Origin of the sequence: Streptomyces sp. NPDC048278 (assembly GCF_040652195.1) — a bacterium.
In the GTDB taxonomy this organism is placed as follows: Bacteria; Actinomycetota; Actinomycetes; order Streptomycetales; family Streptomycetaceae; genus Streptomyces.
This window is the reverse complement of the sequence record NZ_JBEZLP010000024.1, coordinates 102046-117502: the sequence shown is the minus strand read 5'-3', so window position 1 is coordinate 117502 and position 15457 is coordinate 102046. Positions and strand designations below refer to the sequence as shown.

The following is a 15457-nucleotide window of genomic DNA, read 5'->3' as shown; positions in this document are numbered from 1 at the left end:
CCCTGAAGGGGCGCGCTGGAGAACCGTAGATTCTATTCGGGCGCCGCGGACAGGTGCTCGTGGACCGCCAACCAGGCGTCGCCGTCGGTGCGGTGGAGGACGATGGTCTCGCGCTCGTGCAGGACTTCCTCGCCGGCCGTGGTGGAGACGCGGGTGGTGACCGAGTGGGTGAAGACGGCGGTGTCGCCGAGGAGTTGGAGGCGGCGGTCGGCCGATTCGCAGGACAGGACGCGGAAGGCGTCCTCCTCGCTCCACTTCCGCCACAGGGCGCGGTACTCCTCCGTGGAGTCCAGGCGCCGGCCGGTGGTGTGGAAGACGAACGTGGCGTCGGGCGCGAAGGCGGCGAAGTAGTCGTCGGTGCGGCCCTCGGCGAAGGCGGCGATCAGGGCGTCCGCGGCGGCGAGGGCGGTGTCGTGGGCGTTGCTCAAGGCTTCGGCTCCGAGATCCGGGCCACGGCGCGGACGGGTGCGCCGTCCGCGCCGGGCAGGTGCAGGGGGAAGAGGCTGACGTGGACGTCGTGACCGGCGTCCTGGGCTTCGAGGACCTCGGCGAGGTTGGTGAGGTTCTCGGCGATGACGGCGTCGGCACCGCACAGGATGCGGTGGGCGGGGAGGGAATCCCCGGGGGTCGGGTCGACGCTGAGGGCGTCGATGCCGACGGTGTACACACCGCGGGCGACGAGGAGGGCCGCCGCCGCCTCGGTCAGGTAGGGGTGGTCGTGGTAGGCGTCGGTGCCCCAGTGCGCCGACCAGCCGGTGGCGATGAGGACGATCCGGCCGGCCGGGACGCGGGCGAGCAGCTCCGTCCCGATGGCCACCCGGGGCGCGAGGCCCCGGGCGTCGACCACGTGGGCGGGGCCGTCGAACCGGTCCAGCGGCAGCTGGTCCAGCGCGGGCAGGCCGTCCTCGATGTGGGAGGGGGCGTCCACGTGCGTGCCGGACTGCGAACCGATGTGCACCTGAAGGACGTTGACCCCGTCCCGGGCCGCGGTGAGCGCGGGCCGGATGTCCACCTCCGGGTCGCCGGGGTAGACCGGCATGCCGGTGCGCAGCGGCACGGACAGATCGATCAGGCGCATCGCGCTCACACCTCCGCGGGCTCGGGGGTCGCGACGGGGGCGCCGTCGGCGGCGGTGATCGGCGGCACCGGGGTGTCGACGGCGCGCACCAGTCGCGGGCCGTCGGGGCCGAAGACGGCGCGGGGCTCGGGGAAGAGCCACAGCAGGGCCAGGTAGAGGACCGCGGCGAGGCCCAGGCCGACGGGCAGGGAGATGTCCACGCCGCCCGCGAGGTCGCCGAGGGCGCCGACGAACTGGCCGGGGAGGTTGACGAACTGGACCGCGAGCAGGGCGGCGGCCAGCCAGGCGGCCATGCCGCGCCAGTTCCAGCCGTGCGTGAACCAGTAGCGTCCGCCCCGCTGGCGGCGGTTGAAGACCTGGAGCGAGTCGGGGTCGTACCAGCCGCGGCGGGTGACGAAGCCCAGGGTCATGATGACCATCCACGGCGCGGTGCAGACGATGATCAGCGTCGCGAAGGTGGAGATGGACTGGGTCAGGTTGGCGGCGAACCGGCCGACGAAGATGAACGAGATCGACAGGACGCCGATGAAGACCGTGGCCTGCACCCGGCTGAACCGGGGGAAGACGCTGGCGAAGTCGAGGCCGGTGCCGTAGAGCGAGGTGGTGCCGGTGGACATGCCGCCGATCAGCGCGAGCAGGCAGACGGGCAGGAAGTACCAGGACGGCGAGACGGCCAGCAGGCCGCCGACGTAGTCCGGGGCGCTCGGGTCGAGGAAGTTCCCGGCCTTCGCGGCGATGATCGAGGCGGTCGCCAGGCCGAAGAAGAACGGCAGGATCGTCGCGATCTGGGAGAGGAAGGCCGCGCCCATGACCCGGCGGCGCGGGGTGTCGGCGGGGATGTAGCGGGCCCAGTCGCCGAGGAAGGCGCCGAAGGAGACCGGGTTGGAGAGCACGATCAGCGCGGAGCCGATGAAGGCCGGCCAGAAGCCGGGAGTGCTCAGCGAGTGGAAGCTGCCCTGGTAGCCGGGGTCGAAGTCGCCGCCGAACGCGAAGAGGCCGAGCACGAAGAGCAGGGAGGCGGCGGCCACCGCGATCTTGTTCACGAAGAGCATGAACCGGAAGCCGTAGATGCACACCGTCAGCACCAGCGCGGCGAACAGGCCGTACGCGAGCGCGTAGACGCCGTCGTTGGTCGGCAGGTGGAACATCCGGTGGGCGCCGCCGACGAGGGCGTCGCCCGAGGACCACACGGAGATCGAGAAGAAGGCGACCGCGGTCAGCAGCGAGAGGAAGGAACCGACGACCCGGCCGTGCACGCCCAGGTGGGCGGAGGAGGAGACCGAGTTGTTGGTGCCGTTGAGCGGGCCGAACACGGCCAGCGGCGCGAGGATCAGCGCGCCGACGGCGAGCCCGAGGCCGGTGGCGGCCAGGCCCTGCCAGAAGGAGAGCCCGAACAGGATCGGGAAGGCACCGAGGACGCAGGTGGCGAAGGTGTTCGCGCCGCCGAAGGCGACCCGGAACAGGTCGAGGGGCCGGGCGGTGCGGTCGGCGTCCGGGATGCGCTCGACGCCGTAGGTCTCGATCTCGGTCAGCGACGGGGCGTCGTGCTGCTCCGCTTGGGGGCTGGTGGTCATGGCTGCTCCTCGCGGTGGACGGCGGAGTCCAGGGTCAAGAGGCTGATCAGGTCGTAGGCCACGTGGGACGCGGCGAACGAGGTGATGTCGGCGTGGTCGTAGGCGGGGGCGACCTCGACGACGTCGCCACCGACGAGGTTGAGCCCGGCGAGGCCGCGCAGGATCTCCAGCAGCTCACGCGAGGTCATGCCGCCGGCTTCCGGGGTGCCGGTGCCGGGGGCGTGTGCGGGGTCGAGGACGTCGATGTCGACGGAGACGTACAGCGGCCGGTCGCCGATGCGCTGCCGCAGCGCGTCCACGGTCTCGTCGACGCCGCGGCGCAGCACGTCGGAGGAGGTGACGATGCCGAAGCCGAGCCGGCGGTCCTCCTCCAGGTCCCGCTTGCCGTACAGGGGGCCGCGGGTGCCGACGTGGCTGAGCGCCTCGGTGTCGACGATGCCCTCCTCGACGGCGCGGCGGAACGGGGTGCCGTGGGTGTACTCGGCGCCGAAGTAGGTGTCCCAGGTGTCGAGGTGCGCGTCGAAGTGGAGCACGGCGACCGGGCCGTGCCGCTCGGCGACCGCGCGCAGCAGCGGCAGCGCGATGGTGTGGTCGCCGCCGATGGTGACCAGCTTCGTGCCGTCCGCCTGGAGGCGGGAGGCCTCGGTCTGGACGGTCTCGATCGCCTCGTGGATGTCGAAGGGGTTCACCGGGATGTCCCCGGCGTCGACGACCTGGGCCGACGCGAACGGGGAGACGTCCAGCGCCGGGTTGTACGGGCGCAGCAGCCGGGACGCCTCGCGCACCGCGGCCGGGGCGAACCGGGCGCCGGGGCGGTAGGAGACACCGGTGTCGAAGGGCACGCCGACGACGGCAACGTCCGCGCGGGGCACCTCGTCGAGACGCGGCAGCCGGGCGAAGGTCGCGGGTCCCGCGTAGCGGGGGATCCGGGAGGAGTCCACGGGTCCACGGGGCTCGGTCGTCATGGGGAACCTTCCTGTCGAGCCTGGGCGTACACCGCCGGGTGGGCGGAACCTGGACCGGAGCTGGTGGTTCCGGTAACGGGGGGATGCCCCAGTGTGCGGACGGCCGGACGACGAGGTCAATTGTTGACAGAACGAAGAACTACAGTTGTCTTGTGTCCGACCACAAAGCCACGCCTCGTTCCGTCCTGACCGTCGGCGACCTGCTGTCCTTCCCGGCGTTGCAGATGCGTCTGCTCGCGGGCGGCGGCGGCCTGGGCCGTACGGTCTCGTGGGCGCACGTCAGCGAGCTGGAGGACCCCACCCCGTGGCTCCAGGGCTCGGAGGTCCTGATGACCGTGGGCCTCGCCGTGCCGCGCGGCGGCGAGGCGCAGCGGCGGTATCTGGAGCGGCTCGACGACGCGGGCGTCGCGGCGCTCGTGCTCAGCACCCAGCTGCGGACCCCGCCGTTGCGGCAGGCCTTCCTCGCCGCCGCCGAGGAGCGCGGCTTCCCGGTCCTCGAAGTGCCGCTCACCGTGCCCTTCGTCACCATCGCGCAGGAGGTCGCCGCCGCCGTCAGCGAGAAATCGGCGGAACGGCTCGGCGCCCAGCTCCAGGTCTTCGGCGCGCTGCGCTGGATGGCCGAGGAGAACCTGGACATCCCCGCGCTCTTCGACCGCCTGGAGCAGCTCAGCGGCTACCGCATCTTCCTGTGCACCCCGCAGGGGCGCCCGCTGCTGCCCGGTGTCCCGGCGCCGGAGGACCCCTCGGTGCTCCCGGCCGACCCGGACGCCCCGCCGACGGTGCCCGGCGGCTTCGTGCTCCCCGTCCTCGGACCCGGCGGCGCGGCCGGCTACCTGGTCGCGCTGGAGCAGGCCGGCGCCCGCCCGGCCGGGCTGGCCGTCGTCCAGCACCTGGCCACCGTCGCCGCCCTGCGGCTCGCGATGGTGCGCCAGGAACGCGAGGTGCTGCGCCGGGAGGGCGCGGAGACCCTCGCCGAGCTGCTCCAGGACACCCTCGACCCGGCCGGCGCACAGCGCAGGCTCGCCCACCACGGCCTGGACACGCAGCGGCCGGTCGTCCTCGCGGTGCTCCGGCGCACCCAGGACGAGCAGCTGGACGGCGCCCTGTCCGGCCACCCGCACCTCACCCTGCGCCGCGGCGAGGACCGGCTGGTCCTCGCCGAACCCGGCTTCACCGAGGCCCTGGCCGAGCTGCCCGGCGCGGTGTGCGGGGTGAGTCGCCCCTTCGCCGTCGGCGAGCCGCTGCGGGTCGCCCAGCAGGAGGCGGAATGGGCGGCCGGCCGTGCCGAGGAGGCGGGCAAGCCGCTCCTCCACTACGGCGAGGACGCCACCGGCCGCTGGCTGCCCGAGGACCGTCGGCTGCTCGCCGCCCTCGTCGAGCAGGTCCTCGGCGAGGCCCTGCGCTACGACCGGGCACACGGGTCCCAGCTGCTGGTCTCCGTCCGCACCTGGATGGAGCGCGACCGCCGCACCGAGGACGCCGCCGCGGCCCTGCACGTCCACCCGAACACCCTCGCCTACCGGCTGCGCCGCTTCGGCGAGGTCACCGGCCGGGACCTGTCCACGACCGCCGCCTTCACCGAGGTCTGGTTCGCCGTGCGCGCGGCGACCGAACTCGGCGTGGCGGTCGCGGGGCCGTAGCGGGCACCGCGACACGTCACCGCCCGCCGATCGCGAAGGCAACGGTCACGAGCCCGCCCGACGTACAGTCGATCAAGCTCGGAACCGCACGCGGAAGGGACGGCCCAGTGTCGGAGAACCCACAGCACCCCCACCCCGGCGGCGCCCCGGAGAGCCCGAGCTGGACCCGGGCCGTGAAGGTGCTCCAGGACGCGTCCCCGATCAGCATCCCCGAGGGCGCGTCGGCGATGACCATCCACGTCGAGTGGGAACCCGGCGATCCCGGCACCCCACCGCACCGGCACAGCGGCCCGGCGTTCGGGTACGTCGTCAAGGGCGCGGTCCGCTTCGAGCTGGAAGGCGAGCCCGAGCGGACCGTCGAGGCCGGCGGCACGTTCTGGGAGCCGGGCGGCGACGTCATCCACTACCAGGACGGCAACGCGCTGGCCGACGCCAGGACCGAGTTCGTGGTCACCATGATGTGTGCGCCGGGCAAGCCGATGCTGGAACTGGTCGAGGCCGAGGAGCTACGGCAGCGCGCCCATCTGCGCGCTCCCCGGCCCGCCGGCTGACCTGGGTGCGGGAGCGCCCCGAAGGGGCGCTGGGGGTAGGAACTGCGCGACCAGCCACGACGGTGCCGCAGTCGGCAGCCAGCGGGGCGCCGCCGAACCCGCTCAGTCGCCTGTCAGGACCACCAGTTGCCGGGTCGCGCGGGTCATCGCCACGTACCGGTCGACACCGCCCGTCACCCCCGTGCCGAACTTCTCCGGGTCGACGAGGACGACGAGGTCGAATTCGAGCCCCTTCGACAGTTCCGGGGTGAGCGAGGTGACCCGCGGCGGCGGGGTGAAGCCGGGGGCGCCGATCACGCAGGCGACCCCCTCCGCGTGGTCGGCGAGCCAGGCGGCGAGGATCCCGTCCAGTTCCGACACGGATCCGTGGACCACGGGCAGGCCGCTGCCCCGGATCGAGGTCGGCACGTTCGCGTCCGGGAGCACGGCCCGGATGACCGGCTCGGCCTCCGCCATGACCTCCTCAGGGGTGCGGTAGTTGATGCTGAGCGAGGCCTGCTCGATCCGGTCGAACCCGGCCCGTGCCAGGCGTTCCCGCCAGGTCTCGGTGAACCCGTGCCGTGCCTGGGCGCGGTCCCCGACGATGGTGAAGCTCCGGGACGGGCAGCGCAGCAGCAGCATCTGCCACTCCGCGTCGGTGAGTTCCTGGGCCTCGTCGACGACGATGTGCGCGAACGGGCCGGCCAGCAGGTCGGGGGCGGCGACGGTCAGTTCGGACTCGTCGACCAGGCTGACCTTGGCGTCCTCGCCACGGAGCATGATCACCAGGCCCTCGCCCTCGTCGCCGTCGGCGCCGGAGTCCCGGACGGCCCCGATGAGGTTGTCGACGACCTGGGTCATGCGCTCGCGCTGGGCGGCGAGCACGGCCTCCTGCCGCCGCCGGCGCCGGGACACCTCCGGGTCGCCGAGCCGCTGCCGGGCCGCGTCCAGGAGCGGCAGGTCGGAGACCGTCCAGGCCCGGGCGTCGGCGCGCTGGAGCCTGCGCACGTCGTCGCGGCCGAGCCAGGGGGCGCACAGCCGCAGGTAGGCGGGCACCGACCAGAGGTCGCCGACCAGGTCGGTCGGCTCCAGCAGCGGCCAGGCGCGGTCGAGGGTGTCGACCAGGTCCCGGTCCCGCTGGAGCGACCTGCGGAACTCCTCCGGCGCCACGTCGTCGCCGCGGTGCCTGTCCAGCAGGATGGTGGCCAGTTCCTCCCAGATCTGGTCGCGTGCCTCGTTGTGCGGGGTGCCGGGAGCCGGTGCCCGGAACGCGTCGGCCCAGTCGTCGGCGGTCAGCCGCAGGTCGCCCCAGTCGGTGCTGACCGTCGTCCCCCCGGCCGGGGGTTCCTCGTAGAACCGGACGGCCGTCTCGACCGCCCGCACCATGTCCGCGGTCGACTTCAGCCGGGCCGCCTCCGGGTCGGCCTCGGCTGCGGCTGCGGCCCCCTCGTCGACGAGGTCCCGCAGCAGGCAGGTCTGCACGCCCTCCTCGCCGAGGCTCGGCAGGACGTCGGAGACGTAGTTCAGGTAGGGCCGGTGCGGGCCGACGAACAGCACCCCGCCGCGGCGGTGGCCGAGCCGCGGGTCGGAGTACAGGAGGTGGGCGGTGCGGTGCAGGGCGACGACCGTCTTGCCGGTGCCCGGACCGCCGTCGACGACGAGGGCGCCGCGGGATCCCGCACGGATGATGGCGTCCTGGTCGGCCTGGATGGTGGCGAGCACGTCCCGCATCCGCTCCGAGCGGTCGGCGCCCAGGCTGGCGATGAACGCGGACTGGTCGTCGAGCGCGGCGTGCCCGTCGAGTCCGTCGGCCGTGAACACCTCGTCCCAGTAGTCGCTGATCCGGCCGTCCGTCCAGCGGTACCTGCGTCTGCTGCGCAGCCCCGCCGGGTCGGCGTGGGTCGCCGCGAAGAACGGCTCGGCGGCGGGCGACCGCCAGTCGATCAGCAGGCGGCGGCCGGTGCTGTCGGTGAGGCCGAGGCGGCCGATGTACACGGGCTCCGGGTCGTCGGCCGCGACGATGCGGCCCAGGCACAGGTCCAGGCCGAAGCGGCGCAGGGTGCGCAGCCGTCCGGTGAGCCGGTGGACCTCGATGTCCCGGTCCATCGCGGCCCGGCCGGTGCCGCCCGGCGCCCGGAGCTCGGCGTCGAGGCGGTCGGACAGCTCGGCGATGGTCTCTGCGAGGCATTCGGCGACGGCGGCCAGGTGCCTCTCGTCGTCGGCGATCAGCGCGGGGTCGGCCTTGGCGGAGAGCCGCTCGGGCAGGTCGAAGGCGCTGGTGGTCAGGGGGTTCACAGCATCAGCTCCGTGGGGAGGCCGTGCGACCGGAGACACGTGCACGGCGGGCGTCCGTAGGGACGGGGAGGAACATGGGGGCACTGGGACGGCGAGCGTCGTCCGAGGTTTGTTGCGGGTACGGGGTACGGGGTACGGGTGGGGGTGCGCGGCGGGTTGCGAGTGCCCGCGGCAGGTCGCATCGCGCTCAGCGCGTTGCGAGTGCGGGTGCACGTGGCGGGCCGCGGGTTGCCCGTGCGCTTGGCGGGTTGCGGTACGTACGCGGCCTCGGGACCGTCGTGGCTGGTCGCGTCCACGCGGCGGGGCCGGATCGGTGTGCGTCGTGCGGCGTGCGCCTCGTGAGGGCGCCGCGGTGGTGGTGTGCGGGGCGGCTCAGGCGCCGTCGAGGAGCAGTCGTGCGGCCACGGTGGCTCCGTCGGTGCGCATCGTGCCGGCCACGGCCCCCGCACGGGCGCGGGTGTCGGGGGTGAGGGCGATGGCGAGCGCGGCCGAGAGCGAGTCGACGGTCGGGACCGGGCCGTCGTGGGCCGCTCCGATGCCCAGGGCGGCCACCCGTGCGGCCCAGTGCGGCTGGTCCACGATCTGCGGGACGACCACCTGGGGCACCCCCGCCACGGCGGCCGTCGTCGTGGTGCCCGCGCCTCCGTGGTGGACCACCGCGGCGACCCGGCGGAACAGCGCCTGGTGGTTGACCTCGCCGACGGCGAAGCAGTCCTCGTCGCCGGCGGCCGGGGCGAGGTCCGCCCAGCCGCTGCCGATCAGCGCGCGGCGGCCCCGGGCGCGTACCGCCTCGACGGCCACCCGGGCGGCGTCCGGCGCGCCGCGCATGGCCATGCTGCCGAAGCCGACGTACACCGGCGGTGCGCCGGCCTCCAGGAACGCCAGCAGGTCGGCCGGCAGCGGACGGTTGTCCGGCAGCAGCCACGCGCCGGTCTGCACGAGGTCGAGATCCGTCATCTCCTGCCACGGGACCAGCCCCGGGTCGGCCGCCAGCCACGGCCGGTCGGTGAGGACGTGGTCGCGGACGTTGTCCACCGGGGGCAGGCCGAGCGCGGCCCGGTGGGTGTTGAGCGCATCGCCGTAGAGGGCGTTCACCCGCTCGGCGTCCACCTTCCACAGCGTCGGCAGGTCGGCGTCGGCGGGGGCCGGGCGGCCCGGCCGGCCCGCGGGCGGGAACCGCGAGGACGGCAGCCCGGCGGTGTGGAAGCAGGCCGGCACGTAGCGGATGCCCAGGTTCTCGGCCACCGACCGCGCACCGGCCGGCATCAGACCGCTCGCCACCAGCACGTCGCATCCCTCGGCCGCCGGTCCGACCGTGTCGAAGTGCGCGGCCACCAGCGCGGGCGCCAGCTTGAACGCGTCCTCAGGGGCCGGGTTCGGCCGGGTCACCAGCGCGCGCACCGACGGCCCGAACGGCACGTGCGGCACGCCCGCACGGGCCAGCAGCTCCGCGAACTCCTCGTCCGGCGGGGCGCACACCCGGGCCTCGGCACCGAGCTCCCGCAGCGCCACCGCGAGTCCCGCCAGCGGCTCGACGTCGCCGCGCGACCCATATCCCATCAACAGCACACGCATGTCGCGCATCCCCCAAATACCGCGGTTCCTGGCTTCGGCCTGCGATTCTGCGGGACCAGGGGGGCCTTGCCGCAAGCCCCCCAGTGCGCTATACGTTAAGAAGGGAGAGGAGAAGAACTCCTCCCCCTGTGTTCTTTCGCGGGCCGCCGACGTGCGGCCCTTTCTGCTGTCAGGGCGCGCTCAGCCAGGGCCGGACCTGCTTGCGGGCCTCGTGCAGCCGGGATTTCAGGGTGCCCAGCGGGATCCCCACCCGTTCGGCGACCTCGGCGTAGTCCAGCTGGCAGATGTCCCGGTAGACGAGCGGCGCGACCAGCTGCGGGTGCTCCCGCTCCAGCCGGTCCAGCGCCTCCAGCAGATCGATGCGCGAGCCGGCGATCACACTCGTCGTGCGCGGGTCGACGTGCTCGGTGGGTTCGATGGTCGCCGGCTGCTCCGCCGCCCGCCGCTTCAGGTCGCGGTACTTCTGCCGGGAGCAGTTGGCGACGACCGTGTACAGCCAGGTGCTGAAGCGGCTGCGGCCCTCGAACGTGGAGATCTTCCGGGAGATCTGGAGCAGCACGTCCTGGGCCGCCTCCTCGGCGTCCTCCCGGCACGGCAGGAACCGTCCGCAGCGCCGTACGACGTCCGGCCAGACCTCCGAGAGCAGCTGGTTCAGGGCCGCCTGGTCGCCCGCGGCGGCCCGCCGGGCGAGGTCTTCGGTCAGCGCGGCGTCCGGCACGGGAGGTCCCCCTCGAAGTCGATCTCAGGACAGGCATGATAGTCGTATGCAACCCCTGGAGCGGATCGGCCGCTATCGCCTCGAACAGCGCCTGGGCACCGGTGCCTTCGGGACGGTCTGGCTCGCCCACGACGACCAGCTGGACGCCTCGGTCGCGGTGAAGGTGCTCGCCGACAACTGGTCGCACCGCCTCGACGTCCACGACCGCTTCCTGTCCGAGGCGCGGCTGCTGCGGCGGGCCGACTCCAAGCGCGTGGTGCAGGTCTACGACATCGGCGAACTCCCGGACGGGCGGCCGTACTTCGTGATGGAGTACGCCGACGCGGGGACCCTCGCCGACCTGCTCGGCGGCGGTCCGCTGCCGATCCCGGACGCGCTGCGGCTGACCGCGCTGGCGGCGCGCGGCGCGGCGGACCTGCACGGGGCGGGGATCGTGCACCGGGACATCAAGCCGACCAACGTGCTGCTGCGCACCGCGCAGGACGGCACCCGGCGGGTGCTCCTGGCCGACCTGGGGCTGGCGAAGAGCCTGGCGCAGGCGTCGGGGCTGACCCTGGCCGCCGGTTCGGCGGGGTACCAGCCGCCGGAGCAGGCCCGGCCGGGCGAGGGCATCGACGCGCGCGCCGACGTCTACGCGCTGGGCGCGGTGGGCTACGAGCTGGTCACCGGGACGGTACCGGCGGCGCCCGGGGAGGTCGTACGGCCCGAGCGGCTGCGGCCGGACCTCGGGGAGGACGTGCAGCGGGCGCTGATGCGGGCCCTGGAGCCGGACCGGCAGCGGCGCTGGCCGTCGGCGCAGGCCTTCGCGGACGAGCTGGACCGGCTGGCGACGGCCGCGGCCGGCCGGCGGGCGCGCCGGCCCCGGCGTCTGGACGGCGTCCGCAGGCGGCTCAACGCGGTCACGCTGACCGTCGCCGCGGTCCTCGCGGCCGGGGGTACGGCTCTCGCGGTCACGATGGTCGACCGGAACGGGTCGGCGGGGGACGAGACGCGGGTCGCCGACTCCACCGGGCGGGTGGTGGCCGAGGTGCCGTCCGGGTGGGCGGGCGAGCTGCGGAACTCCGGCTGGAACCCGCAGGCCCTGGGGCTGGCCTCCGGGCACGAGCCGGGTCTCGAGGTCGCCGACGACGTGTCCGAGTGGCAGGACCTGACAACCGCCGTGAACGGCGTGTTCATCGGCGTGAGCGAGCACGGGGACGTCACCGCCAAGGTGAACGCCCTCTCCCACTCGGGCTGCCACTACGACGGCAGCCGTGCCTTCACCGGCACCGACTGGAAGGGCCGGGTCCGCAGCTGGAGCGGCTGTTCCGGTGCGGGCGGCTCGATCCAGGAGGCGGCCCTGCGCCCGGCCGGCGGGGACGACCAGCCCCAGGTGTACGTGCAGGTGCGGCAGAAGGGTGCCGTCGACAAGGCCGTCACGGACGGCATACTCCGGTCCCTTCGGGTCACCTGAGTCGGAGGGTCCCGGCGTGGCCCCGAACTTTTCCGCCGTTTCTCGCATCGGATGGGAGTGACGGCGCACGGAGCGCCTCCGGTACGCCTCGCGGGCGTGCCACGACACATCCAGGAGTGGTGAGACACATGGCGCACACGTCCCAGTCCTCGCGGCGCGGGGCGGCCCTGCTCGTGAGCACGGTCGCCGCTCTGGGCCTGCTGACCGCCTGCGGCAACGGCGGTCAGGGCAAGTCCCCGGAGTCGGTGTCGGGCACGGCCGCGCCCGCGACCGGCAACGCGTCGAGCGCGGACAGCTCGGGAACCTCCGCCGTCCCGTCCGGCACGGGCTCCTCGTCGGCGACCGGCGGCTCGGCGACAGAGGGCGGTTCGTCGACGGGCGGCGCCTCGTCGACCGGGTCCACCACGACGAGCAGCGCAGCCTCGGCCCGCTGTCACACCTCCGAGCTGACCGCCTCGGTGGGCGGCAACGACCCGGGTGCCGGTCAGGAGAACTTCCCGATCGTGCTCACCAACAAGTCGGGCCGCACCTGCACCGTGCGCGGCTTCCCCGGCGCCGCCTTCGTGAACGCCTCCGGCACCCAGCTCGGCCCCGACCCGCAGCGCGAGTCCGGTACCACCGCAACGGCGGTCGCGCTCAAGCCCGGCCAGAGCGCCTGGGCGGGGCTGACCTTCTCCAACCCGGAGATCAGCGGCGCCAAGACGGCCACCCCCACCGCGCTGCTCGTCACCCCGCCGGACGAGAAGGCCTCGCTGAAGGTCGCCTGGAAGAACGGCGCGGTCCCGGTCTCCGGGAACGCCTCCTCGGTGCGTCTGGGCGTGTTCAGCGCCGGTACCGGCGCCTGACCGTCCCCTGACCCGGACCCCGCTGCCCACTCCCCCGGGCGGCGGGGTTCGTCATGTCCGGGCCACGAGTGTCACAGGAGTGCAACACGCGCGGCCGGCTCCGATCTTTTCCGCCGGACCGCCCATCGAACCCGTCGACCACACAGCAACGGGGCTCCGCGAGGGGCCGGGACGACGGAATCGGGGACGGACATGAGCGGCATCTCTCGCAGGCGGGTGCTGACGGCGGGCGCGACGGCAGGGGCCCTGGGCGCCCTGTCCGCATGCTCGAACGGCAACTGGACGCTGAGCGGCACCGGTTCGGCCGGCAGCGGCAAGGGCGGCGCCGAGGGCAGCGCGTCGGCCAGGCCGCTGAAGCTCATCGGCGACGGCTCCACGGCCGACACCGGCGCGCAGCCCCACCAGCCGAAGGCGACGCGAATGGCGCCGGGCAGCAAGCCGCCACAGTTCGTGGTGTTCTCCTGGGACGGCGCGGGCGAGCTCAGCAACAAGCTCTTCTCCCGCTTCCGCAAGGTGGCCGCGGACCACGGCGCGAAGATGACGTTCTTCCTCTCCGGCATCTACACCCTGCCCGAGTCCAAGAAGGACCTCTACCGTCCCCCGCAGCACCCGGTCGGCGCCTCCGCGATCGGCTACCTCTCGGACCGGCACATCCACAACACGCTCCAGCAGGTGCGCGCCGCCTGGCTGGAGGGCCACGAGATCGGCACCCACTTCAACGGTCACTTCTGCGGCAGCGACGGCGTGCGCAACTGGTCCTCCGCCGAGTGGCGCAGCGAGATCGACCAGGCCATGGACTTCGTCACCAAGTGGAAGACGAACACCGGCTTCACCGACCTGGAGCCGCTGCCCTTCGACTACCGCAAGGAGCTGATCGGGGGCCGCACCCCGTGCCTGGAGGGCCAGGCCAACCTGCTGCCCACCGCCGCCGCGCTCGGCTGGAAGTACGACGCCTCCTCCCCCGGCGGCCTGCAGATCTGGCCGGGCAAGGTCCAGGGCAACCGCATCTGGGACTTCCCCCTGCAGTCCATACCGTTCCCCGGGCACTCCTTCCAGGTCCTGTCGATGGACTACAACATGATGTACAACCAGTCGGCCGGCAACCCGCTGGGCGACAAGGCCCAGTACGACGCCTGGCGCACCCAGGCCCGCGACAGCTACCTGGCCGGGTTCGAGCGGGCGTACTCCACCAACCGGGCGCCGTTCTTCATCGGCAACCACTTCGAGCGCTGGAACGGCGGCATCTACATGGACGCCGTCGAGGAGGCGATCGGCAAGATGGCCGAGCACGACGACGTGCGCTTCGTGTCCTTCAAGCAGCTGGTGGCATGGCTGGAGGCACAGGACCAGGCGGTACTGCGGACGCTGCGCACGCTGAACCCGGGCCAGGAGCCGACCGGCGGCTGGGGAGAGTTCCTGGGCGCGGCGGGTACTCCGTCCCCGTAACCGGGTCCGTCCGCCGTCGTCTGCTTTCATGGGCGGGCCGCACTTGATCACGCCTCCGAGGGACGCGCCCTGAACACCCCGCTCGCCGAGACCCTGTCCGTACTCCTGCTCGCCGCCGTCCTGGCCTGGGCCGTGATCCGCCCGCGCGGCTGGCCGGAGGCGGTGCTCGCCGTACCGGCGGCGGGGCTCGTCGTCGCCACCGGGGCGATCTCCATCGACCACGCGCGGGCGGAGGCCGAGCAGCTGGGGCCGGTGGTCGGGTTCCTCGCCGCGGTCCTGGTGCTCGCCCACTTCTGTGACGTGGAGGGCCTGTTCCAGGCCTGCGGGGCGTGGATGGCCCGGTGGTCGGGCGGGCGTCCGGTGCGGCTGCTGACCGCGGTGTTCGCGCTGGCGTCGGTGATCACGGCGGTGCTCAGTCTGGACGCGACGGTGGTGCTGCTGACGCCGGTGGTGTTCGCGACGGCGGCCCGGTCAGGGGTGCGGGCGAAACCGCACGTCTACGCCTGTACGCACCTGTCGAACACGGCCTCGCTGCTGCTGCCGGTGTCCAACCTGACGAACCTGCTGGCGTTCGCGGCGAGCGGGCTGAGCTTCACCCGGTTCGCCGCGCTGATGGTGCTGCCCTGGCTGGTGGCGATCGGCGCCGAGTACCTGGTGTTCCGGCGGTTCTTCGCCCGTGACCTGTCCTCGGCGGCCCCGGGCTCCCAGGACCCGGGCGAGCCGCCCCGGCTGCCGGTGTTCGCGCTGGTGACGGTGGCCTGCACGCTCGCCGGGTTCGTGGTCACCTCGGCGGTCGGCGTCGACCCGGCGTGGGCGGCGTGCGCGGGTGCGCTGGTGCTGGCCGGGCGGGCGCTGCTGCGGCGGAAGGCGACCCCGCTGACGGTGGTGAAGGCGGCGGCGCCGGCGTTCCTGGCGTTCGTGCTGGCGCTCGGCATCGTGGTGCGGGCGGTCGTCGACAACGGGCTCGCGGACGCCCTCGGCCATGTGCTGCCGGACGGGACCGGGCTGCCGGCGCTGCTCGGCATCGCCGCGCTCGCCGCCGTCCTGGCGAACATCGTGAACAACCTGCCGGCGGTGCTGGTGCTGCTGCCGCTGGCCGCGCCGGCCGGTCCGGGTGCGGTGCTGGCGGTGCTGCTCGGGGTGAACATCGGACCGAACCTGACCTACGCCGGGTCGCTCGCGACGCTGCTGTGGCGCAGGATCGTGCACCAGCACGACCACGGGGTGGACCTCGGTGAGTTCACCCGGCTGGGGCTGCTCGCGGTCCCGGCCGCGCTGTGCGGGGCGGTGGTGGCCCTGTGGGCCGCGCTGCAGGTGGTCGGGGTCTAGTCGGATCCC

General features: G+C 73.6%; 13 protein-coding genes. 6 read left to right on the top strand and 7 right to left on the bottom strand.

Annotation, left to right across the window (positions count from 1 at the left end; translation table 11 throughout):
* Positions 1-32: 32 nt before the first annotated feature.
* Genes AB0D74_RS33645 through speB form a run of 4 tightly spaced genes read right to left on the bottom strand, consistent with a single transcriptional unit; the run spans position 33 to position 3617 of the window.
* Positions 33-428 (bottom strand): nuclear transport factor 2 family protein, encoded by a 396-nt coding sequence (locus AB0D74_RS33645; RefSeq protein ID WP_362595390.1) that lies wholly within the window; start codon positions 426-428, stop codon positions 33-35.
* Positions 425-1078 carry a cyclase family protein gene (locus AB0D74_RS33640; protein WP_362595388.1) on the bottom strand — a complete coding sequence of 218 codons (654 nt, stop codon included), beginning with the start codon at positions 1076-1078 and terminating at the stop codon, positions 425-427. Before AB0D74_RS33640 ends, AB0D74_RS33645 begins: the two co-directional genes overlap by 4 nt.
* A 5-nt stretch (positions 1079-1083) precedes the next feature.
* Positions 1084-2652 carry a cytosine permease gene (locus AB0D74_RS33635; protein ID WP_362595386.1) on the bottom strand — a complete coding sequence of 523 codons (1569 nt, stop codon included), beginning with the start codon at positions 2650-2652 and terminating at the stop codon, positions 1084-1086.
* Entirely contained in the window at positions 2649-3617 is a 969-nt protein-coding gene (gene speB, locus AB0D74_RS33630) for an agmatinase (protein WP_362595383.1), read from the bottom strand. Before speB ends, AB0D74_RS33635 begins: the two co-directional genes overlap by 4 nt.
* Before the next feature lie 152 nt (positions 3618-3769).
* On the opposite strand from speB, the gene AB0D74_RS33625 reads away from it, so the two are divergent.
* On the top strand, positions 3770-5257 hold the full coding sequence (locus AB0D74_RS33625) for a PucR family transcriptional regulator (protein ID WP_362595381.1): 1488 nt from the start codon (positions 3770-3772) through the stop codon (positions 5255-5257).
* A 107-nt stretch (positions 5258-5364) separates the two neighbouring features.
* On the top strand, positions 5365-5808 hold the full coding sequence (locus tag AB0D74_RS33620) for a cupin domain-containing protein (RefSeq protein ID WP_362595379.1): 444 nt from the start codon (positions 5365-5367) through the stop codon (positions 5806-5808).
* A gap of 102 nt (positions 5809-5910) precedes the next feature.
* Here the strand turns inward: AB0D74_RS33620 and helR are convergent, their stop codons facing one another.
* The 3 genes from helR to AB0D74_RS33605 form a co-directional block, all read right to left on the bottom strand.
* Positions 5911-8082, bottom strand: a complete 2172-nt coding sequence (helR, locus tag AB0D74_RS33615; RefSeq protein ID WP_362595377.1) for an RNA polymerase recycling motor ATPase HelR — start codon at positions 8080-8082, stop codon at positions 5911-5913.
* A gap of 372 nt (positions 8083-8454) precedes the next feature.
* Entirely contained in the window at positions 8455-9657 is a 1203-nt protein-coding gene (locus AB0D74_RS33610; protein ID WP_362595375.1) for a glycosyltransferase, read from the bottom strand.
* Positions 9658-9826: 169 nt separating this feature from the next.
* The gene (locus tag AB0D74_RS33605; RefSeq protein ID WP_362595373.1) at positions 9827-10375 is read right to left on the bottom strand and encodes an RNA polymerase sigma factor; all 549 of its coding nucleotides are present in this window, start codon (positions 10373-10375) and stop codon (positions 9827-9829) included.
* Between the two features lie 46 nt (positions 10376-10421).
* Here AB0D74_RS33605 and AB0D74_RS33600 point away from each other — a divergent pair, with 46 nt between their 5' ends.
* From AB0D74_RS33600 to AB0D74_RS33585, 4 genes are all read left to right on the top strand, one after another.
* Positions 10422-11828, top strand: coding sequence for a serine/threonine-protein kinase (locus AB0D74_RS33600; RefSeq protein ID WP_362595371.1), 1407 nt, complete (start codon positions 10422-10424; stop codon positions 11826-11828).
* A 128-nt stretch (positions 11829-11956) separates the two neighbouring features.
* A complete protein-coding gene (locus tag AB0D74_RS33595) occupies positions 11957-12673 on the top strand; it encodes a DUF4232 domain-containing protein (RefSeq protein WP_362595369.1) in 717 nt (238 codons plus the stop codon).
* Between the two features lie 192 nt (positions 12674-12865).
* On the top strand, positions 12866-14119 hold the full coding sequence (locus tag AB0D74_RS33590; protein WP_362595367.1) for a hypothetical protein: 1254 nt from the start codon (positions 12866-12868) through the stop codon (positions 14117-14119).
* A gap of 69 nt (positions 14120-14188) precedes the next feature.
* Positions 14189-15448 carry an arsenic transporter gene (locus tag AB0D74_RS33585; protein WP_362595500.1) on the top strand — a complete coding sequence of 420 codons (1260 nt, stop codon included), beginning with the start codon at positions 14189-14191 and terminating at the stop codon, positions 15446-15448.
* Positions 15449-15457: the final 9 nt, after the last annotated feature.

Excerpts from the sequence above, each read along its gene's own strand:
- AB0D74_RS33640 (WP_362595388.1), bottom strand. The coding sequence starts at position 1,078 with ATGCGCCTGATCGATCTGTCCGTGCCGCTGCGCACCGGCATGCCGGTC.
- AB0D74_RS33635 (WP_362595386.1), bottom strand. The coding sequence starts at position 2,652 with ATGACCACCAGCCCCCAAGCGGAGCAGCACGACGCCCCGTCGCTGACC.
- speB (WP_362595383.1), bottom strand. The coding sequence starts at position 3,617 with ATGACGACCGAGCCCCGTGGACCCGTGGACTCCTCCCGGATCCCCCGC.
- AB0D74_RS33610 (WP_362595375.1), bottom strand. The coding sequence starts at position 9,657 with ATGCGTGTGCTGTTGATGGGATATGGGTCGCGCGGCGACGTCGAGCCG.
- AB0D74_RS33600 (WP_362595371.1), top strand. The coding sequence starts at position 10,422 with ATGCAACCCCTGGAGCGGATCGGCCGCTATCGCCTCGAACAGCGCCTG.
- AB0D74_RS33595 (WP_362595369.1), top strand. The coding sequence starts at position 11,957 with ATGGCGCACACGTCCCAGTCCTCGCGGCGCGGGGCGGCCCTGCTCGTG.
- AB0D74_RS33590 (WP_362595367.1), top strand. The coding sequence starts at position 12,866 with ATGAGCGGCATCTCTCGCAGGCGGGTGCTGACGGCGGGCGCGACGGCA.